The following is an 18337-nucleotide window of genomic DNA, read 5'->3' as shown; positions in this document are numbered from 1 at the left end:
GCTCCTTCTCAGCCAGCCGTCTTGGCCTGCCAGGCCTTGATCGCCTCGTCGAACACCTTCTCGCCGGGAATGCCCTTTTCCATGGTCAGCAGTGCCCGCCGTCCGGTCTTGTAGACGACAGGTACGTCGATCCAGTCCTGGCCGCGAAGCAGGGTCATGTTGGCGTCTTCGTCGGCCTTGGTATCGTTGAGCGCGACGAGGAAGAAGCCGTCGGCGATCTTCGCCGGAATGCCGATCAACGGGCTGCCGGCATCCTGTTCCGAACCCTTCATGGCGACGCGCAGGATGTTGTCGACACCGCCGCCCTCGAAACCGTCGGGCGTCAGGAAGATCATCTCGATGATATGGCTGGCCGGCAGTGTCTGATCGGTGTTGCGGCGGATGGTCATGCGCAACTGGATGTCCTTGCCGGGAATGGTGGCCTCGGCACGGATCGCCGGCTCCGGCGGCAGGTCGCCACCGGGCGATTCCTGCACCAGCGACCAGACGATATTGCCGGGCTCGGCGGAGCCCTGGGCGGTGCTGGTGCGCTCCTCGTAGAAGATCGCCTTCTGGCCGACAGGCAGAGCGGTTTCCGCAGGCGCAGCTGCCGTTGCGGGCGGCGTGCCGGCAGCATCGGGCGGCGCTGCCGGGGCAGCTCCGTTGGCAGGCGGCGTTGCGGGGGCGGCACCTGTAGCGGGGGGCGCTGCCGCGGCAGGCGTGCCTGCGGCCGGAGCGGAAATCGCCGGTGCGTTCGTCGCCGAGGGCGGCGTGGTCAGCGCGGCGACCGATTCGCCTTCGCCGATGCCGCTTTGGCCACCGGCCGGACCCGGGTCGACTTCACTGCCCTGCGGCGTCAGCCGCTGCGTGAATTTCGTGCTTTCGGCCTCCGTGCCGCCAGCCGCGGGCGCCGGAGGCGTTGCCGCGGCATCGGTTGCCGGCTTGGCAGGCGCTGGTTTCACCGGCTCGGTCTTGGCGACCTGATTGCCGCCAAGCCCAAGCATTTTGCCGAAGGCATCCTTGTTCAGCCAGATTCCGTAGCCGCCGCCGGCTACGACCAGAAGAGCGACGACGGCCGCGATCAGCCCACCATAGCTGCGCTTGCGCTCGGCGGGACGCAGGCGCTGGAAGGTGTCCGACACCGGCTCTTCGTCGCTGGAAAAGACATCTGCCTCGTCCTCCGCCTCGTCGGCATCCATACCTGGAAGAGGCGTGTCGGCGCGAGCCGGCTGGGAAGGCGCCGGCGTCGCCCTTTGCCAGCTCGGCTCGACCTTGGCGGCAGGTGGTGGCGCGGGCTGATAAGATTCAGGCTTTGCAGCGGGCGGTGCGGGCCAGGCCGATTCAGCCTTGGCCGGCTGCCGTGTATGGCTCGGCTGATTCTTGTTGCGATCGATCGACGAAAAGATGTGTTCCAGCTCCGCCAGCGGATCGGTCTCCGGCAGGCTCTTGGCATAGTCCCGCTCGACACTCGCGATCGCGTCTTCCAGCGAACGCATCTGCGTGGCTATGGCTTCGGCGGCCGGCGGCGGCGAATATTCCTCAAGCTTCTTCGCCAGCATGGTGCGAACGCTGGCATAGATGCGCGTACGCTTTTCCGGCGTCTCGTCGCCATGCTTGCCGAGCGCCTTTTTCAGAATAGCAACGTAATCTGCCATGCTTCAGTCGACCTGTATTTTGTTTCCGCGCCGGCCCCCGCAAATCGGCCGCGATGCCCGGAAAGGCTTCAGAAACTAGTCTTGAAACGGATCGGTCACAAGTATCGTGTCGTCGCGTTCCGGGCTGGTGGAAAGGAGTGCTACCGGGGCACCGATGAGCTCCTCGATGTAGCGGACATACTTGACGGCCTGGGCCGGCAGATCGTTCCAGCTGCGCGCGCCGGCAGTGGTGCCTTTCCAGCCCTCGAGCGTCTCGTAGACCGGTTCGACACGTGCCTGCGCGCCCTGGCTGGCCGGCAGATAATCGATCATCTCGCCGTCGAGACGATAACCTGTGCAGACCTTGATCTCGTCCAGCCCGTCAAGCACGTCGAGCTTGGTCAGCGCGATGCCCTTGATGCCGTTGACAGCGACGGCCTGGCGTACCAGCACCGCGTCGAACCAGCCGCAGCGGCGCTTGCGGCCGGTGACGACGCCGAATTCATGGCCGCGCGTGCCGAGGAATTCGCCGACTTCGTTCTTCTGCTCGGTCGGGAACGGACCCTCGCCGACGCGTGTCGTATAGGCTTTGGTGATGCCGAGCACATAGCCGATGGCGCCTGGGCCGACGCCGGAGCCGGCGGCAGCCTGTCCGGCAACCGTGTTCGACGAGGTCACGAACGGATAGGTGCCGTGGTCTATGTCAAGCAGCGTGCCCTGCGCGCCCTCGAACAGGATACGCTCGCCAGCCCGGCGCTTGTCGTCGAGGATCTTCCAGACCCGGTCCATATAGGGCAGGATGTCGTCGGCGACCGAGGTCAATTCCTGCATGATCGCGTCATGCGTGACTTCCGCATGGCCAAGCCCCCGACGCAGCGCATTGTGGTGCGTCAGCAGCCTGTCGACCTTCACGGGCAGTGTTTCCAAATCCGCCAAGTCCATCACCCTGACCGCGCGCCGGCCCACCTTGTCCTCATAGGCGGGGCCGATGCCACGACGGGTCGTGCCAATCTTCGTCCCGGAATTGGATGCGGCGTCCTCACGGAATCCGTCCAGCTCCCGATGCAGGGACAGGATAAGCGCTGTGTTTTCGGCTATTTTCAGGCGATCCGGTGCGACTTCGACACCTTGCGCCTTGAGCTTGGCCACCTCGGCGACGAAAGCATGCGGGTCGAACACGACGCCATTGCCGATGATGGACAGCTTGCCCTGGCGCACGACGCCCGACGGAAGCAACGACAGCTTGTAAACCTTGCCGTCGACGACCAGCGTATGGCCGGCATTGTGGCCGCCCTGGAAACGCACCACGACATCGGCCCGCTCCGACAGCCAGTCGACGATCTTGCCCTTGCCTTCGTCACCCCACTGCGAGCCGACGACCACCACATTGGCCATGTTTCTTTTCCCTTGAGACGCCGCCAAGCGGCTTGAATATGGTTCGAAACGACAGGCCTCTATAACGTCAAGACCTCGCGAGCGCGACCTTTCTTTGCCGTCGAAAATGCCCTGAGGCACAACAATTTTCGGCTTTGACATCATTTACTTGGGCGAGCGAGGGCAATAGGCCGGCAAACACCGCAGCTCCGGCGACTGGAATCCCGCGATGCATCGAAGCGCCTACATATTCCTGCTGCTCACCACCTTGCTCTGGGGCGGAAATTCGGTGGCCGGCAAGCTGGCGGTCGATCACGTTTCGCCGATGACGCTGGTCTTCCTGCGCTGGGTGCTGGCCGTGGCGATCATGCTGCCCATCGGCTGGAAGACCATCCAGAAGGACTGGCCGGTCGTCCGCAAGCACTGGTTCGTGCTGGTCGCCCTTGGCGCCAGCGGCTTCACCCTGTTCAACACCATCTTCTACACGGCGCTCAACTACACGACAGCGATCAATGTCTCGATCGAACAGGCGGCGATGCCGATCCTGATCATGACTGCCAATTTCGTCTTCTTCCGCCTGCGTGTGAACTGGGCGCAGATTGTCGGCGTCGTGCTGACCATCGCCGGCGTGATCCTCACCGCCTGCCATGGCGACCCGCGCCGGCTGTTGACGCTGGAACTCAATTTCGGCGATGCCATCATGCTGGTCGCCGTGTTTCTCTACAGCGGTTATTCGGTCGGGCTGCGGCTGAAGCCGGTCATGCACTGGCAGAGCCTGATGCTGGCCCTGTCGGTTGCGGCACTCGTCACTTCGCTGCCGTTCTTCCTGTGGGAGGTCGTCGCCGGCAAGGTCATCATGCCCGATGCGCGCGGCTGGACCGTCATCGTCTATACGGCGATCGGCGCCTCCGTCGTTTCGCAGATCTTCTACATCAGAGGCAACGAACTGATCGGCGCCAACCGCGCCGGCCTGTTCATCAATCTGGTGCCGATCTTCGGCACGCTGCTGTCGGTGCTGATCGTCGGCGAGACGTTCCACCTCTATCAGGCACTGGCTTTGGTGCTCGTGCTGGGCGGCATCGGGCTTGCCGAATACAGCGGGCGCAAGATGGCGGTGGCGGACCACCGCAGATGACATGTGGCGGCTGACGCTCTCCCCGTTGCAGCGATTCACGCGAACAGCATGGATCTAGCCAATGGCCCGGAAACAGCGGCATAAACCCTGCCGCGTCCTCACTTGGAACATTTCACCTCCAGCGGAGTTTGAACGGCAGGGAGGCGACATGATGAGCCCGAACCCTCGCAGCACGGCAAGCATTGCCGGTCACCCTATCCATCCCATGCTGATTCCGTTTCCGATTGCCTTTTTTGTCGGCACCTTCGTTTGCGATCTTATCTTCTGGCGAACAGCCGATCCCGGATGGGTCACCGGGTCGCTTTGGCTTCTCGGCGCAGGCCTGATCATGGCTGCCCTGGCTGCGCTTGCCGGCCTGACGGATGTTCTCGGCGATGTTCAGATCCGCAATCTCACGACGGCATGGCTCCATGCCGGCGGCAATGTACTCGTCGTGTTGATCGAGCTTTACAACTGGTACTCGCGGTATGCCGGGGGAGCGGCGGCCGTGATGCCAACCGGCATCGTCCTATCGATGATCGTGGTTCTCATCCTGCTGTTTACGGGCTGGAAGGGCTGGGAACTGGTCTACCGACATCGCGTGGGTGTCTCCGAACGCTCGGACGAGTTGACCTGAAACCGGCTGCCGCGGCGGCCGGCATCAGCGAGGGGGTCGGCAACCGCCTGTCCTCGATCACATCGCGTTGACGTCGAACTGCAGCCGCTTGGCCGAGTCGATCGACTTATGCGCCTTGACCTTTTCCAGCACGGCCTCCGGGAACGGCGCGTCGAGATAGAGCAGCGCTATGGCATCGCCGCCCGGCCGGTTGCGGCCGAGCTGGAAGTTGGCGATGTTGACGCCGTTCTCGCCGCAGACGGTGCCGAGCAGGCCGATGATGCCAGGCGCGTCCGCATTGGTGGTGTAGAGCATGTGCTGGCCGACCTCGGCATCGAGGTTGATGCCCTTGATCTGGATGAAGCGTGGCTTGCCATCCGAGAAGCATGTGCCGGCGATCGAGCGCGTCATGTGCTCGGTCTTCACCGTAAGCTTGATGTAGCCGTCGAACACGCCCGATTTGTCGCGCTTGACCTCGGCGACGATGATGCCGCGCTCCTTCACCATGATCGGCGCCGACACCATGTTGACGTCCGAAACCTGAGGCCGGATCAGCCCGGCGAGTGCGGCGCTGATCAGCGCGCGCGTATTCATCGTCGCGGTGGAGCCGTCGAACAGGATCTCGACCTCTTTGATCGGATCCTCGGTGACCTGGCCGACGAAGGCGCCGAGCACTTCGGCAAGCTTGACGAAAGGCTTCAGCCGCGGCGCTTCCTCGGCGGTGATCGACGGCATGTTGATGGCGTTGGAGACGGCGCCCTTGATCAGATAGTCGGCCATCTGCTCGGCAACCTGCAGCGCGACATTCTCCTGGGCCTCCGTCGTAGAGGCGCCGAGATGCGGCGTCGCCACCACATTCTCCATGCCGAACAGTTCGTTGTTCTCGGCCGGTTCGACCTCGAAGACGTCAACGCCGGCGCCGGCCACCTTGCCGCTCTTCAGCGCCGCGATCAGGTCGGCCTCGACGACCAGCCCGCCACGAGCGCAGTTAATAATGCGCACGCCCTTCTTCATCTTGGCGATCGCCGCGGCATCGATGATGTTGCGCGTCTTGTCGGTCAGCGGCGTGTGCAGGGTGATGAAATCGGCGCGGGCGAACAGCTCGTCGAGCTCGACCTTGTCGACGCCAAGCTCCTCGGCACGACTGTCCGACAGAAACGGGTCGAACGCGATGACGTGCATCTTGAGGCCAACACCGCGCGTCGCGACGATCGAACCGATGTTGCCGCAGCCGATGACGCCCAGCGTCTTGCCGGTGATCTCGACGCCCATGAATCGGTTCTTTTCCCATTTGCCGGCATGGGTCGAAGCGTTGGCTTCCGGTATCTGGCGGGCAAGCGCGAAGATCATCGCCACCGCATGTTCGGCTGTCGTGATCGAATTGCCGAACGGCGTGTTCATCACGATGATGCCCTTGCGGCTTGCCGCCGGGATATCGACATTGTCGACGCCGATGCCGGCACGGCCGATGACTTTGAGATTGGTAGCGGCGTTGATCAGTTTTTCGGTGACCTTGGTCGCCGAGCGGATGGCGAGGCCATCATACTGGCCGATCACTTCGGCGAGCTTTTCCTTGTCCTTGCCGAGATCGGGCAGATAGTCGACCTCGACGCCACGATCCTTGAATATCTGCACGGCGGTGGGGGAGAGTTTGTCTGAGACGAGAACGCGGGGCGCCATGGCGGCCTCCTTGAAATGGATTTGATCCTGATGGGAGTGGGCGGCCCGAAGGCCGCCGCGAATGATCTCAGGCCGCCGCTTTGAGCGACGCCTTCTGCGCGGCGAAGGCCCAGTCGAGCCAGGGCAGCAGCGCCTCGAGATCCGACGTCTCGACCGTCGCGCCGCACCAGATGCGCAGGCCGGGCGGTGCGTCGCGATAGGCACCGATATCGTAGGCGACGCCTTCCTTGTCGAGCACCGACACCAGCCCCTTGGCGAGAGCCGCCTGCCCCTCGGCGTCGAGCGCGGACACGTCCGGGTCGGTGAAGGACAGGCAGACGGACGTGTTCGACCGTGTCGCCGGCTGGACGGCGAGATGACCGAGCCAGGAGGATTTGCCGACAAAGCGATCGAGGACGGCCGCATTGGCATCCGCCCTGGCGATCAGCGCGTCGAGGCCGCCGGTCGACTTCGCCCAGTTGAGCGCATCGAGGTAATCCTCGACGCACAGCATCGAGGGGGTGTTGATGGTCTCGCCCTTGAAGATGCCTTCGATCAGCTTGCCGCCCGAGGTCAGGCGGAAGATTTTCGGCAGCGGCCATGAAGGCTTGTAGGTCTCCAGCCGCTCGACGGCTCGAGGCGACAGGATCAGCATGCCGTGAGCGCCCTCGCCGCCCAGCACCTTCTGCCAGGAGAACGTGACGACATCGAGCTTTTCGAAGTCGAGCCTCTGCGCGAATGCGGCGGAAGTCGCATCGCAGACGGTCAGGCCCTTGCGGTCCGCGGGAATGAAATCGCCGTTCGGCACGCGCACGCCCGACGTGGTGCCGTTCCAGGTGAAGACCACATCGCGGTCGAAATCGATCTTGGTGAGATCAGGCAGTTCGCCGTAGCCGGCTTCGATCTTGCGCACGTCGGCGAGCTTCAACTGCTTGACCACGTCGGTGACCCAGCCGGAGCCAAAGCTCTCCCAGGCGACCATGTCGACGCCGCGCTCGCCAAGCAGCGACCACAGCGCCATCTCGACCGCGCCGGTGTCCGACGCCGGCACGATGCCGATGCGGTAACCCGCCGGGACCTGGAGAATTTCCCGCGTCAGCTCGATCGCCTGTTCGAGCTTGGTCTTGCCGATCTTGGCGCGATGGGAACGGCCGAGCGCGGCAGCCTTCAGCGCCTCGACCGACCAGCCGGGACGTTTTGCGCAGGGACCTGAGGAAAAATTGGGATTTGCCGGACGGAGTCCGGGCTTCGTATGCGTCGTCATCGTGGTCTATCCTTCCAGATAGTGGCCCCTCGTTGGGGAGGGGTGGCCCACGGACGGCGATATGCGTTCAGACTTCGGGCGTCAAGAGGAAAGTTTTTGTCGCTGCCGGGATACCGGCGATCCCTGATCAGGATGTCGTGACTTCAGACGCAAACGGCGGACCCCGAAAGATCCGCCGTTCTGATCCACATGCTCGCTGCGCCTACCAGAGATCGTAGCGCAGCCCAAGCTTGACCTGATGATTGCTGATCCCCTTGCGGATCGGATAGGAATCTAGGCTCTCGGCGGCTACATATTCGGCGTCCGGGGCGGAGAAATACTGATAGCCCAGGTCGACGGAAACGTTCTTCGATACCTGATAGGCGAGGCCCGCATTCAGCGTGTAGGCCAGCGAGTACTGGGTCTTGCTGTCACTTACAGCAAAATCGTCCGTGTCGTCGCCATTGTCGGTGAAATAGCTTGCCGACAGGGTGCGCTTGCTGCGGACGATGCCGATACCGGCGCCGAGATAGGGTGTGATGCCGACATAGGTGCCAAGATCGACATAGCCGTTGAGTATGCCCGACAAGGCGTAGTTCTTAAGGGATGCGGACGCCACGGTCGGCTCTGCTGCAGTCGCTGAATCGTCATAGCCGACGCCGATCTCGTTGCCGGGCAGATAGCCGAGATTGAGGTCGGCGCGCAGATAGTCGTTGAAATGGTAGCCGAAGCCGATGCTGGCAAAGATCGGATCTTCCTTGTCGCTGAAGGCTGCGGTTTCGGTGGCGAAATCATGATTGTCGAAGCTCTTCTGCGCCAGATAGGAGACGTCGCCGCGCAGATACCAGCCGGAACCGACCTCGACCGGGACGTAGTCGGGCGCCTGGTCGACATAGATCGGCGGATCGTAGTCGGCCGCGTGCACCGGCGTCAGCGGCAGGAAGGCCAGTGCACCGAGCGCCAGCGCCATACGCGATGTAAGTTTCATGGTCCCCGACTCCCGAATTTGGCAGCCCGCAATCGCAGCGGCAGCCATCGTTTCAAGGAGCATTGTTAACCATAGTGGTTAAGTGCGGGTTAAGGCTAACAGAGCGTTAGCGAATTCATTTCCCCTGTCGATTCCAGGCGGCCCAACGAAAAACCGCCCGGCTGAGGCCGGGCGGTTTGTGAAGAATTCAAGTAATGTAGATGCTGTTACTTGGTGTAGATCGGCTCGGGTTCGGGCTGGTAGGCAACGACCGGCGCGGCGCAACCATTGTTGCCACCGAACTGGTAACGCAGGCCACCGCGCACTTCATGTGTGTTGATGCCACGATCGAAGCCGGGACCGGAGCTGGTGATGTTCCAGTCGAACATGCGGCCGCCCTGGATATGGGAGAAGCGGTAGCCGGCATCGAGAATGATCTTGTCGGTCAGGCAGTACGAAGCGCCGGCCATCAGACCGTAGGCGAAACGCCAGCTTGATCTGCCGGGATTGAACTCGGTGGTGTTCGGGTCGTAGACATCATCCCACTTGACGCGGGCGCCGCCGATGCCGGCGCCAACGTAAGGCGTGATGCCATGGTAGGTGCCGAGATCGACATAGGCGTTGGCAAGCAGCAGCAGGGCGCTCATCTTCGATACTTCGGTCGAAGTACCGTTGATGTCCGAGGTGCCGCCGTTGAAGTTCGACTTGAACCAATAGTCGGCCGTCAGGTCGGTCCGGAAGTGGTCGTTGATCTTGTAACCAACGCCGGCACCGAGCGAGAAACCGCCCTTGAGCTTGCCGAAATCGAAACTTCTGGTGCCGGGCGTGACCGTACAGTTACAGGGATCGACGGTGTAGGTCATATAGTCGATGCCGCGCACGGTCGACTTGTGATAATCGATATCGCCGCGGATATACCAGCCGCCGACCTCGACCGGCTGCTCGTAGATGGCCTGAGGCGGAGCCTCTTCAACCATCGGCTCCGGCAGATCGGCCGCGAACAACGGCCCTGCCAACCCTGCGAACAGGAAGGCGAGCAGGGCCTTTCTTGCTGTCTTGAACATGCTTGTCACCCCTGAGAAGCTCGGAACGGCGAACCCGCCCGAAATGCGATTGGCTTTCAGTCGTGGATAATGAATTGCAAAGGTTAAAAGGCGTTTAACCCTGTTGCTTAACCACGAATCTCGAAACTTCTAGGGATAGGCGCGAGATTTACGGACACCGAACAAAGTGGCGGCTGACAAGAAAAAGCCCGCCGAGGGGCGGGCCTTGGACCGGTTAAGGGAGCGCGGCGCGCCTGGTTGTCAGATCCACGTCCTGCTGGACGCGCTGGGATCAAGCGGCGCTGCGCGTTTCCGAGATGATGTCCACTATGCCATTGACCACGGACTCGACCAGTTGCGGGTCGTCGCCTTCGGCCATCACGCGGATCAGCGGCTCTGTCCCTGATGGCCGGATAACCAGCCGTCCGGTCTTGCCGAGGCGGTTGCGGGCGTCTTCGATGGCGGCCTTGACCGGCGCCTCCTCAAGCGGCTTGCCGCCGGAAATGTGGACGTTCTTCAGGAGTTGCGGCACGGGTTCGAATTTCTTCGACAGTTCGCTGACCGGCCGCCCCTGCCGCTTGATGCAGGCGAGCACCTGCAGCGCCGAGACCAGGCCGTCGCCGGTCGTCGAAAAGTCGGACAGCACGATATGACCCGACTGTTCGCCGCCGACATTCAAGCCATGCGCACGCATATGCTCGACGACATAACGGTCGCCGACCTTGGTGCGGTGCAATTGCAGCTTCATGTCGCCGAGGAAGCGTTCGAGGCCCAGATTGGACATCACGGTTGAGACGACACCACCGCCGGCAAGCCGCCCGCTCTGGTGCCAGGATTCGGCGATCAGCGCCATGATCTGGTCACCATCGACGATCGCGCCGTTTTCATCGACGATAACGACACGATCGGCGTCGCCGTCGAGCGCGATGCCGATGTCGGCGCGCACTTCGTGCACCTTCTTTTGCAGGCCGGCCGGATGGGTCGAGCCGCATTCCTTGTTGATGTTGAAGCCGTTGGGCTCGACATTGATGGCGACGACTTCGGCGCCCAGTTCCCACAGCGCCTCGGGCGCCACCTTGTAGGCCGCGCCATTGGCGCAATCGACAACGATCCTCAAGCCGGCGAGCGACATCGAGCGCGGCAAGGTGCGCTTGGCGAATTCGATGTAGCGGTCATGCACCCCGTCGACGCGCTTGGCGCGGCCAAGCCCGTCGGAATCGGCGAGCGCCAGTTCGATATCCTTGTCGAGCATGCTCTCGATGCGCTCCTCGATTTCGTCGGAGAGCTTGTAGCCGTCGGGTCCGAACAGCTTGATGCCGTTGTCGTAATAGGGGTTGTGCGAGGCCGAGATCATGACGCCGATATCGGCGCGCAGCGAACGCACCAGCATGGCGACAGCCGGCGTCGGGATCGGGCCGAGCAGGAACACGTCCATGCCGGCGGCACAAAGACCGGCGACCATGGCATTCTCGATCATATAGCCGGAAAGCCTGGTGTCCTTGCCGAGCACGACACGATGTCGATGGCTGCCGCGCTGGAAGGAAAGGCCGGCGGCCATGCCGACCCGCATAGCGATTTCAGCCGTCATCGGAAACTTGTTGGCGCGTCCGCGAATGCCGTCCGTGCCGAAATAATTCCCTGCCATGCTAGTCAGCTTCCTCGACGTTTCTTCCCCGGCACGTCATGCCACAATTGGCCAGGGCGCTATGATCACATTGTGTGATTATACGTTACCAATCCTTAGAAAACCATTGTTGTGCACTGCACACACGTGGCCGCAACCTGACATGCCCAGACTGCCATGTTGCAATATACAAGTCATGCGAGCCTTTCAGCGCGGATGCACCAGGAAAATCTTGCTCTGAACCAGACAACGGACAACGATTTCATCACCTTATCGGGAGAAACCGGTTTTCGGCGATATATACGCCACTTAGCATCTGGCGCAACCGCCCGTTGAGCGATATTGATCTGCAGGGACGTATCATGGGCTGCTGCAACGGAGAAACGCTATGCTCATCCACCGACTTGCCACTTTGACCGGCCTCGCCGTCGCGACCTTGTTCCTGGCCGCGCCAGCCAACGCACTGACGATGGCCGAGTGCAGCACGAAATACAACGCCGCCAAGGATGCGGGGACACTCGCCGGCGCGACCTGGAACCAGTTCCGCAAGGCTCAGTGCGGCACCGACGCCGCCGCGACGACCGACGCCAAGCCGGCCGATACCAAGAAGGCTGCCGAGACGAAGCCGGCCAAGGCGGCCAAGGCTGCCGCCGCTGCGGACGACAGCACGGCCAAGGGCCTGACGGCGAAGGAATGCAGCACCAAATACCAGGCGGCGAAGGCTGCCGGCACGCTGAACGGCATGAAGTGGAACGACTTCCGCAAGTCCGAATGCGCCGCCGGTGCATCCGCCGCTGCCGCCGCCAAGCCGGCAACCACCAAGGCTGCCGCGGCCCCCGCCGACGGCAAGGGTCTGAGCATGGCCGAATGCAGCACCAAGTATCAGGCCGCCAAGACGGCCAACACGCTGAAGGGCATGAAGTGGAACGACTTCCGCAAGACCGAATGCGGCGCCGGCGCATCGGATGACGACACGGTGCCGGCCGCCGACGAGGCCAGCTACACCAAGGAGCCGGCGAAGCCGACGACGGCTGCGCCCAAGGGCGTCAAGTTCCCGTCCGCGATCTCGGCGAAATATGCCAGCGAGACCCCCGGAAAGGGCCGCATGCACACCTGCCTCGACCAGTACTATGTCCTCAAGGACGCCAACGCGCTCGGCGGCCTGAAGTGGATCCAGAAGGGCGGCGGCTTCTACAGCCTGTGCAATGCCAAGCTGAAGGGCTGATCGCTTAGCCATAGTCTCCAAACAAAGGCCCGCGCATCGCAAGATGCGCGGGCCTTTTTTGTTGCGCGAAGACGCACGCTGCCTTGCTCGCATCTGCATGTCGCTGGGCTGCTGGCATCATCAATTCGCCTACACTGCCCACCGCCAAGCTCATCGGTAGTCCGTAAAGATTCTGGTTGAACATATAGAGAACAACAAACCATATACAAAAAGACGCCAAACTTATTATCAACCAGGAGGGTCTTATGCACGGTTTGAAATTGGCGGTATTGGCTGCGACCGCATTTGTCGCTTGGAGCGTCGCCCCCGCAAGCGCACTGACGATGAAGGAATGCGGCGAGACCTATCGAACAGCCAAGGAAGGCGGCACTCTGAACGGCATGGACTGGACGGCTTTTCGCAAGGAGAAGTGCGCGACATCAGCAGCGGACAGTGTCAGCGAGGATACGGTCAAAACCGAGCCGCAGACGAAAAAGGAAACCAGCGCGGCGGTCGCCCCCACTGTAGCGCCCGCGGGCGTGACATTCCCGACCACGCTGGCCGGCGAGTTCAAGACCGAAAAGCCCGCGAAGGCGCGCATGAAGACCTGTCTGCAGGGCTACCATGGCAACAAGGACGCGGGCACGTTGAACGGCCTTCGCTGGATCCAGAAGGGCGGCGGTTATTACAGCCTGTGCAATGCCAAGCTGAAGAGCTGAGCGACAAGACATCTGAAGAAGAGAAGGCCTGCGAACCGCAGGGTTCGCGGGCCTTTTTGTTGCCTTCGAGGGCACGCCAGCGGCGACGTTGCCAATCTCCCCCCTTGCGGGGAGATGTCCGGCAGGACAGAGGGGGGTGCTGTCCCGCCGACCAGTCAACAGTCACAGCCTACGCCTTCATCGATTACGGATAAAGAAAGAACGGGATTAATTGGAAGGGTAGGCGATCCTTCACACCACCTCTGCCCTGCCGGGCATCACCCCCGCAAGGGGGGAGATTAGCTATCACCTAGGCTATCACCTAGGCTTTCGCCAATCGTCACCGTCGCAGATGCGAGGTCGCGGACAACTCCTCCCCAACGCCAAAAACAAAAAACGCCGCGGAGCAAGCCGCGGCGTTCGATGAAATCAGTGGTCAAGCTCAGCTCGACGGTTGCGGTTCCATGCCGCCTTCGGGCTCAGGACCCTTCTTTCGCCGGCCGCCGGACTTCGGAACGGCCGAGCCACGGCTCGGCGGCGTATCGTCGCCGAGGTCGCGCGCGGGCTTGTGGCCGGCGATCAACTGCTTAATCTCCTCGCCGGACAGCGTCTCGTATTCCAGCAGGCCCTGCGCCAGCGCGATCCATTCCTTCTTCTTCTTGGTCAGGATGGACTTCGCCGACGAATAGGCCTCGTCGATCAGGCGGCGCACTTCGGCATCGATGATCTGCGCCGTTTCTTCCGAGACATTCTGCGTGCGCGCCACCGAATGGCCGAGGAACACTTCTTCCTGGTTGTCGCCATAGGCGACATGGCCGAGCTTGTCGGAAAAGCCCCAGCGCGTGACCATGGCGCGGGCCAGCTTGGTCGCCTGCTCGATATCCGAAGAGGCTCCGGAGGTGATGTTCTCCTTGCCGAACTTGAACTCCTCGGCGACGCGGCCGCCCATCATGATGGCGAGACGCGAGATCATGTATTTGTAGCTCATCGAATAGCGGTCGCCTTCGGGCAACTGCATGACCATGCCGAGCGCGCGACCGCGTGGGATGATCGTGGCCTTGTGCAGCGGATCGGCCGATGGCACGTTGAGCGCGAGAATGGCGTGGCCGGCCTCATGGTAGGCGGTCAGCTCCTTCTCGGCCTGGGTCATGGCCGACGAGCGGCGCTCGGCGCCCATCATGATCTTGTCCTTGGCGTCCTCGAATTCGGCCATGGTGACGAGGCGCTTGTTGCGCCGTGCCGCCATCAGCGCGGATTCGTTGACGAGGTTCATCAGGTCGGCGCCGGAGAAGCCCGGCGTACCGCGCGCGATCACCTTGAGGTCGACATTGGGCGCCAGCGGCACGTTGCGCACATGCACCTTGAGGATCTTCTCGCGGCCGACGATGTCAGGGTTCGGCACCACGACCTGGCGGTCGAAGCGGCCTGGCCTGAGCAGGGCGGGGTCAAGCACGTCGGGCCGGTTGGTGGCGGCGATCAGGATGATGCTTTCGTTGGATTCGAAGCCGTCCATCTCGACCAGCAGCTGGTTCAGCGTCTGCTCGCGTTCGTCGTTGCCACCGCCGAGGCCGGCGCCGCGATGACGGCCGACAGCGTCGATTTCGTCGATGAAGATGATGCAGGGTGCGTTCTTCTTGGCCTGGTCGAACATATCGCGGACGCGGCTTGCACCAACGCCTACGAACATCTCGACGAAGTCAGAACCGGAAATGGTGAAGAACGGCACATTGGCTTCGCCGGCAACCGAGCGGGCGAGCAGCGTCTTGCCGGTTCCCGGAGGGCCGACGAGCAGCACGCCGCGCGGAATCTTGCCGCCGAGCCGCTGGAATTTCTGCGGATCGCGCAGGAACTCGACGATCTCTTCCAGATCTTCCTTGGCTTCGTCGACGCCGGCAACATCCTGGAAGGTGACGCGGCCATGCGCTTCGGTGAGCAGCTTGGCCTTCGACTTGCCAAAGCCCATCGCGCGGCCGGAGCCGGACTGCATCTGGCGCATGAAGAATATCCAGACGCCGAGGATGAGGATCATCGGCAGCCAAGAGATCAAATAGCCGAACAGCGAATTGGAACCGTCTGTTTCAGGCCGCGCATTGATGGTGACGTTCTTGTCCTGCAGCCGCGAGACCAGCGAAGGATCGCCGGGCGAATAGGTCTGGAAGCCGCTGGCATTGTCGGTGTAGGTGCCGCTGATGCGGGCGCCCGCGATGGTCACCGTCTTGACCCGGCCCGCCGCGACATCCTGCAGGAACTGCGAATAAGGCACATCGCTGGAAGCCCCTCGCGTCTGCGGCGTCTGGAACAGATTGAACAGGGCTATGAGCAGGACCGCTATGATCGCCCAGAGCGCGAGGTTGCGATAGTTCGGATTCATCAATTGTCCCGTTGGCGTCCGCGGGGCGGACACGCGTCATGAGAGGAAACTTGCGCCTAACATAGGGAGAGCACCTCCCCTTGCCAAGCATAACAGCACGTCTGGGTTAAGCTTTCGCGCAACCATCAGCCGGCACTATGGCCGCTGAAAGGCAAGGGCGGGACCGGGGCCGCGCCAATCAGCCCGGCGACGGCCTGCGCCGGCGCCAGGTCGAAGGACGGCAGGAAGCGGGCAAAGGGACTAACGACCGGCCGCACTTCCATCATCGCAGACTTCAGTCCATATCCAGGCAAACCAAGGCATTCCCCGGCGTGCCACAACGCCGGTTCGGCCGCGAGCGCGGCGCGCATCAGGCTCGGCGGGGCTTTTCCTTGGCCCGTCGCCAGCCGCTTCGCCGCTGCCGTGCCTAGCGGGGCAATCAACAATGCGCTGCTGCTGTCGTTCAATGTGATGCGCCGGCGGCCATCCCACAGGGTGCTGCCAGTAAGGGTTGCGGCGGCGGGCAGGCCGCGCGCCTCGCGGCGCAGGAAGATGCCGGAGCGCCGGGAATCGACAACCGTCCGCGACAATGTGGCGCAAAGAAATCCAGCCCTCAGCCGACCGAACAGAGCCTCGCTGCGGGCCTGATCCGGCAGGAAGGCAATTCCGCCGGTCATGGCCAGCAGGATACGCAACGCATAGACGGCCGCTCGCTCGTCGCCTGTGTTCAGCAAGAGCGGATCAAGACGAATGAGCCCGCAGGACAGCCTGGTCGCGAAATCGCCGATCAAACTTGCGGCGGCGAGGCCGAGTTGACTGCGCGCGCGGCCCTCATGCGCGGCCAGCGCCAGTGCATCGTCGATGCGCTGCGCACCGTTGCTGTCGGCAAGGGCGGCCCGCACACGCGGCCGCTCGAAGGCCGCGTCGATATTGGTGGGGTCGTCGGCCCAGCCGACATTCTCACGCCGCAGGACGTCGCGCAGCGCCTCGCGCCGCAACCCGAGAAGCGGCCGAACGATCCACTCGCGCCAGTCATACAAGGTGGCCGGCGCCATGCCGGCAAGTCCCCGGCCTGCCATTTCGGCATGGCCTTGGCCCCCGTCCCGCGCCAATCCTTCCTCGCGCGCTTGCCGCATCAGCACCGTCTCTGCCTGGTCATCGGCGGTATGGCCGGTGAGGATCAGGCCGATGCCTTCGGCTTGTGCCGCCTCGGCCAGCAGCCGGTAGCGCGCCTCGCGAGCGGCGGCGGGCAGGCCGGTCGATGGCTTGGGGCCCGACCATGTCAGGATGCGGTGTGAAATTCCGAGTCTGGCGCACAGCTTCGCCACTGTTTGCGCTTCCGCAGCCGAACCGGACCGCAAACCGTGGTCGATCGTTACCGCCAGCAGCCTGGTTGCCGGCGCCTTACGGTCGAGATGGTGTCTGAGAAGAAGGAGCAGGGCGGTCGAGTCGCTGCCGCCGGACACGGCCGCAACAGCGCCGCTGGTAAAATCGATATGCGAAAAAGGGTTAGTCGAAAGGTCCGGCTCGGTGTCGAGCATAATGCATGTCGCCCAAAAGTGATCCCGGTTTCAGGACAACGACATGTAGGACAAGGATCAGCAGGCAGCCAGAGCCTTCTCCTGCTTGACGCGTTCCTTGAGCGCACTGGAAATATCAGGGTAGCGCTTGCCGACCTCGCTGAAGGTGGCACAGGCAACATCATGCTGCTTGAGGCCGACCAGCGACACGCCGAGCTTCAGCAACATGTCGGGAGCCTTCTTGGCCTTGGGGTAGTCCTTGCTGGCGGCAAGGAACGTCTCGGCCGCGTCGCGGTATTTCTGCTGGCCGAGCAATGACTCGCCCAGCCAGTAATGCGCGTCCGCCGCCTTCGCATCCTTGGGGAAGCGGGCGATGTGATCGCGAAAACCCTGCTCGGCGGTGCCGTAGTCGCCCGAGAGGATGAACTGGTAGGAGTTGCGGTAAAGCTCTTCCGGGTTGTTGGTGGCGGGCAACGCCGCGACCACCGTATCGGATTTGCCCGCCTTGGGCGCCGCCCCGGCGACTGGCGCGGTGTCCTGCGCCGGCGCGGTCGATTGTGTGTTGCCGCCGGCATCGATGACATTGCCATTCTTGTCGACGGTGATGGTGCCGAAATTCTTTTCCGGTGCTCCCGTACCGGGAATAACCTTTCCGGGGTCGCCGTCGGGAGATTCGACGATGACGTCCTCGACCGTCTTGCCGCCTGCCGACTGATCGTTGGCGGGCGCGGCGCCGGCATCGGCCGGCGCCCGTATTGCCGGGGCCGCCGCCACATCGTTGTCGGTGCCGGTGGTGGCGTCCGATTTCTTCTGCGCCGGCGGCTGCCCGCCTTGCGTGCCGCCGCCTTCCAGCTGCTGGAAGCGGAATTCATTGTCTTCCTGCTGCTTGCGGATCTGCTCCTGCATCTGCAGGACCTGGAAATTGAGTTCCTCGATCTTGCCGTTCATCTGCCGCAGCTGCTCTTCCAGGCTGGTGACAGCGGCAGGATCGGATTGCACCAGCTGAACCTGGTCCGGTTTCTTCTTTTGACCGAAAAGGCTGGGCAATTCGATACTGGGAAGATGGAAGGTAAAGCCGCTGTCGGTTGATTGCCCCGTGCCGCTCGCCCCGGTGCCGCTGGCCAGGGCGGTGACGCCCGATAGGAGCAGCAGCGCAAGCGTGCCGCTCAGAACCGATCTCAAATGCATGTGCCTCTCGCAGTGATTTCGTTAGCTTGTTCGCGCCTTCCAATCAGCATGGGACCAGCCAAGCGCCCTCGGCTCATAGCAGGAGCCGAGACTTCGGCCAAATTTTGTTTCGGGCATCCGGATG

Annotated in this window: 14 protein-coding genes; 4 read left to right on the top strand and 10 right to left on the bottom strand. The window is 62.8% G+C overall.

Features of this window, described 5'->3' with window-relative positions; all coding sequences use genetic code 11:
- Positions 1–8 precede the first annotated feature (8 nt).
- Complete coding sequence (locus NKJ67_RS07020; RefSeq protein ID WP_352580896.1) at positions 9–1634, bottom strand: hypothetical protein; 1626 nt, start codon at positions 1632–1634, stop codon at positions 9–11.
- 75 nt (positions 1635–1709) lie between these two features.
- Entirely contained in the window at positions 1710–3008 is a 1299-nt protein-coding gene (locus NKJ67_RS07015; protein ID WP_127267133.1) for an adenylosuccinate synthase, read from the bottom strand.
- A 208-nt stretch (positions 3009–3216) separates the two neighbouring features.
- On the opposite strand from NKJ67_RS07015, the gene NKJ67_RS07010 reads away from it, so the two are divergent.
- Positions 3217–4122, top strand: a complete 906-nt coding sequence (locus tag NKJ67_RS07010) for a DMT family transporter (protein WP_127267134.1) — start codon at positions 3217–3219, stop codon at positions 4120–4122.
- Between the two features lie 151 nt (positions 4123–4273).
- Positions 4274–4738 (top strand): DUF2231 domain-containing protein, encoded by a 465-nt coding sequence (locus tag NKJ67_RS07005; RefSeq protein ID WP_352580929.1) that lies wholly within the window; start codon positions 4274–4276, stop codon positions 4736–4738.
- A 57-nt stretch (positions 4739–4795) separates the two neighbouring features.
- Here the strand turns inward: NKJ67_RS07005 and serA are convergent, their stop codons facing one another.
- The 5 genes from serA to glmM form a co-directional block, all read right to left on the bottom strand.
- Positions 4796–6397, bottom strand: coding sequence for a phosphoglycerate dehydrogenase (serA, locus tag NKJ67_RS07000; RefSeq protein WP_127380670.1), 1602 nt, complete (start codon positions 6395–6397; stop codon positions 4796–4798).
- A gap of 67 nt (positions 6398–6464) precedes the next feature.
- On the bottom strand, positions 6465–7640 hold the full coding sequence (locus tag NKJ67_RS06995) for a phosphoserine transaminase (protein ID WP_352580895.1): 1176 nt from the start codon (positions 7638–7640) through the stop codon (positions 6465–6467).
- A 202-nt stretch (positions 7641–7842) separates the two neighbouring features.
- Positions 7843–8607 carry an outer membrane protein gene (locus tag NKJ67_RS06990; RefSeq protein ID WP_127267137.1) on the bottom strand — a complete coding sequence of 255 codons (765 nt, stop codon included), beginning with the start codon at positions 8605–8607 and terminating at the stop codon, positions 7843–7845.
- Between the two features lie 206 nt (positions 8608–8813).
- Positions 8814–9650, bottom strand: coding sequence for an outer membrane protein (locus NKJ67_RS06985; protein WP_127322289.1), 837 nt, complete (start codon positions 9648–9650; stop codon positions 8814–8816).
- Between the two features lie 271 nt (positions 9651–9921).
- Positions 9922–11274, bottom strand: coding sequence for a phosphoglucosamine mutase (glmM, locus tag NKJ67_RS06980; RefSeq protein WP_127267139.1), 1353 nt, complete (start codon positions 11272–11274; stop codon positions 9922–9924).
- Between the two features lie 367 nt (positions 11275–11641).
- On the opposite strand from glmM, the gene NKJ67_RS06975 reads away from it, so the two are divergent.
- Both NKJ67_RS06975 and NKJ67_RS06970 read left to right on the top strand, forming a co-directional pair.
- Positions 11642–12478, top strand: coding sequence for a hypothetical protein (locus tag NKJ67_RS06975; RefSeq protein ID WP_127809023.1), 837 nt, complete (start codon positions 11642–11644; stop codon positions 12476–12478).
- A gap of 245 nt (positions 12479–12723) precedes the next feature.
- Complete coding sequence (locus tag NKJ67_RS06970; protein ID WP_127267141.1) at positions 12724–13176, top strand: hypothetical protein; 453 nt, start codon at positions 12724–12726, stop codon at positions 13174–13176.
- Between the two features lie 421 nt (positions 13177–13597).
- Here NKJ67_RS06970 and ftsH read toward each other — a convergent pair whose 3' ends face one another.
- The 3 genes from ftsH to ybgF all read right to left on the bottom strand — a co-directional run bounded on the left by ftsH (position 13598) and on the right by ybgF (position 18213).
- Positions 13598–15526: an ATP-dependent zinc metalloprotease FtsH gene (gene ftsH / locus NKJ67_RS06965; RefSeq protein ID WP_023811859.1), complete on the bottom strand. Its 1929-nt coding sequence runs from the start codon at positions 15524–15526 to the stop codon at positions 13598–13600.
- Between the two features lie 125 nt (positions 15527–15651).
- Positions 15652–17046 carry a tRNA lysidine(34) synthetase TilS gene (tilS, locus tag NKJ67_RS06960; protein WP_352580894.1) on the bottom strand — a complete coding sequence of 465 codons (1395 nt, stop codon included), beginning with the start codon at positions 17044–17046 and terminating at the stop codon, positions 15652–15654.
- A gap of 57 nt (positions 17047–17103) precedes the next feature.
- Positions 17104–18213, bottom strand: a complete 1110-nt coding sequence (gene ybgF, locus NKJ67_RS06955) for a tol-pal system protein YbgF (RefSeq protein ID WP_127327632.1) — start codon at positions 18211–18213, stop codon at positions 17104–17106.
- Positions 18214–18337 lie beyond the last annotated feature (124 nt).

Origin of the sequence: Mesorhizobium sp. M0088, from assembly GCF_040322895.1 — a bacterium.
In the GTDB taxonomy this organism is placed as follows: domain Bacteria; phylum Pseudomonadota; class Alphaproteobacteria; order Rhizobiales; family Rhizobiaceae; genus Mesorhizobium.
The sequence above is the reverse complement of the archived record's forward strand: the minus strand, read 5'-3'. Positions and strand labels throughout refer to the sequence as shown.

Coding starts and splice junctions, on each gene's coding strand:
- NKJ67_RS07020 (WP_352580896.1), bottom strand. CDS start 1,634: ATGGCAGATTACGTTGCTATTCTGAAAAAGGCGCTCGGCAAGCATGGC.
- NKJ67_RS07015 (WP_127267133.1), bottom strand. CDS start 3,008: ATGGCCAATGTGGTGGTCGTCGGCTCGCAGTGGGGTGACGAAGGCAAG.
- NKJ67_RS07010 (WP_127267134.1), top strand. CDS start 3,217: ATGCATCGAAGCGCCTACATATTCCTGCTGCTCACCACCTTGCTCTGG.
- NKJ67_RS07005 (WP_352580929.1), top strand. CDS start 4,274: ATGAGCCCGAACCCTCGCAGCACGGCAAGCATTGCCGGTCACCCTATC.
- serA (WP_127380670.1), bottom strand. CDS start 6,397: ATGGCGCCCCGCGTTCTCGTCTCAGACAAACTCTCCCCCACCGCCGTG.
- NKJ67_RS06995 (WP_352580895.1), bottom strand. CDS start 7,640: ATGACGACGCATACGAAGCCCGGACTCCGTCCGGCAAATCCCAATTTT.
- NKJ67_RS06990 (WP_127267137.1), bottom strand. CDS start 8,607: ATGAAACTTACATCGCGTATGGCGCTGGCGCTCGGTGCACTGGCCTTC.
- NKJ67_RS06985 (WP_127322289.1), bottom strand. CDS start 9,650: ATGTTCAAGACAGCAAGAAAGGCCCTGCTCGCCTTCCTGTTCGCAGGG.
- glmM (WP_127267139.1), bottom strand. CDS start 11,274: ATGGCAGGGAATTATTTCGGCACGGACGGCATTCGCGGACGCGCCAAC.
- NKJ67_RS06975 (WP_127809023.1), top strand. CDS start 11,642: ATGCTCATCCACCGACTTGCCACTTTGACCGGCCTCGCCGTCGCGACC.
- NKJ67_RS06970 (WP_127267141.1), top strand. CDS start 12,724: ATGCACGGTTTGAAATTGGCGGTATTGGCTGCGACCGCATTTGTCGCT.
- ftsH (WP_023811859.1), bottom strand. CDS start 15,526: ATGAATCCGAACTATCGCAACCTCGCGCTCTGGGCGATCATAGCGGTC.
- tilS (WP_352580894.1), bottom strand. CDS start 17,046: ATGCTCGACACCGAGCCGGACCTTTCGACTAACCCTTTTTCGCATATC.
- ybgF (WP_127327632.1), bottom strand. CDS start 18,213: ATGCATTTGAGATCGGTTCTGAGCGGCACGCTTGCGCTGCTGCTCCTA.